Consider the following 796-nt stretch of genomic DNA (forward strand, 5'->3'; position numbering starts at 1 on the left):
CGGCACCAGGACGACAGCACCCCCTCCGAGCGCCACGCCGTTCAGCACGACCGCCTCCGCGGGTGCCGGGGCCGCGGGCCGGTGTGGCAGCGGGTTCGGCCCAGAACTTGGGACGGACGGCCTCTTGTCGTGCTGGTGGATCACCGGACTCGAGCAGTCGTTCAGGAACGCGTGCGATGGCCGCCAACGTCGTGTCGGTGGCGCCCGCGAGCTCGGCTTGGATGTCGGCGAGCGCCCTCCCCTGCGACTGCAGTCTCTTCACGGCCACGAGCTGGAGCAGGTGGCGTTTCTCGTAAAGCGCTGTGCGGCCACGCATCGCCGACGGCCGGTCGACCAGCCCGGTCGTCGCGTACCAGCGGACCGCCCGCCGGTCGGGCACGTCCCGCACACGACCGTTGGGCGCGCCCGAGTACTCCGCCGTGAGCGCGGCGGAGACACGTTCCAGCAACTCGTCGAGCGTCCACACACCCTGATACTGACACTGCAATCGTGACAGTGTCAACGTTGAAGCCGGGAGTAGCGTCACGGGTTGCTGAGCGTGACCAAACGTGCACTGAGGGGGCATGGAATGAGAGCCTTGGCAATCCTGGCAGCGCTTTTGCTGCTCTTATCCCCGTCCGCAGCAGCCGGCCCGATCGCTCCGGGATCGGCCGTCGTGGACTCCAACCGCCCGGCCTTCTGGAAGGGCGAGGTGCGCAAGTCCGACCCGCGGCTGCGTGACGTACCCGAATGCCGAACGAACGGGTGCGACCGCGCGTTCGTCGGCGTCCGGCTGCCCGCCGGTCTGCGGGCGAAA

Annotated in this window: 1 protein-coding gene; it reads right to left on the reverse strand. The window is 69.1% G+C overall.

Features of this window, described 5'->3' with window-relative positions; all coding sequences use genetic code 11:
- Positions 1 to 466, reverse strand: a 466-nt coding sequence (locus FXN61_RS49760) for a MerR family transcriptional regulator (RefSeq protein WP_312878601.1), incomplete at its 3' end; no start/stop codon positions are given.
- Positions 467 to 796 lie beyond the last annotated feature (330 nt).

The organism is Lentzea indica (genome assembly GCF_012184385.1).
Classification (GTDB): Bacteria; Actinomycetota; Actinomycetes; order Mycobacteriales; family Pseudonocardiaceae; genus Lentzea; species Lentzea indica.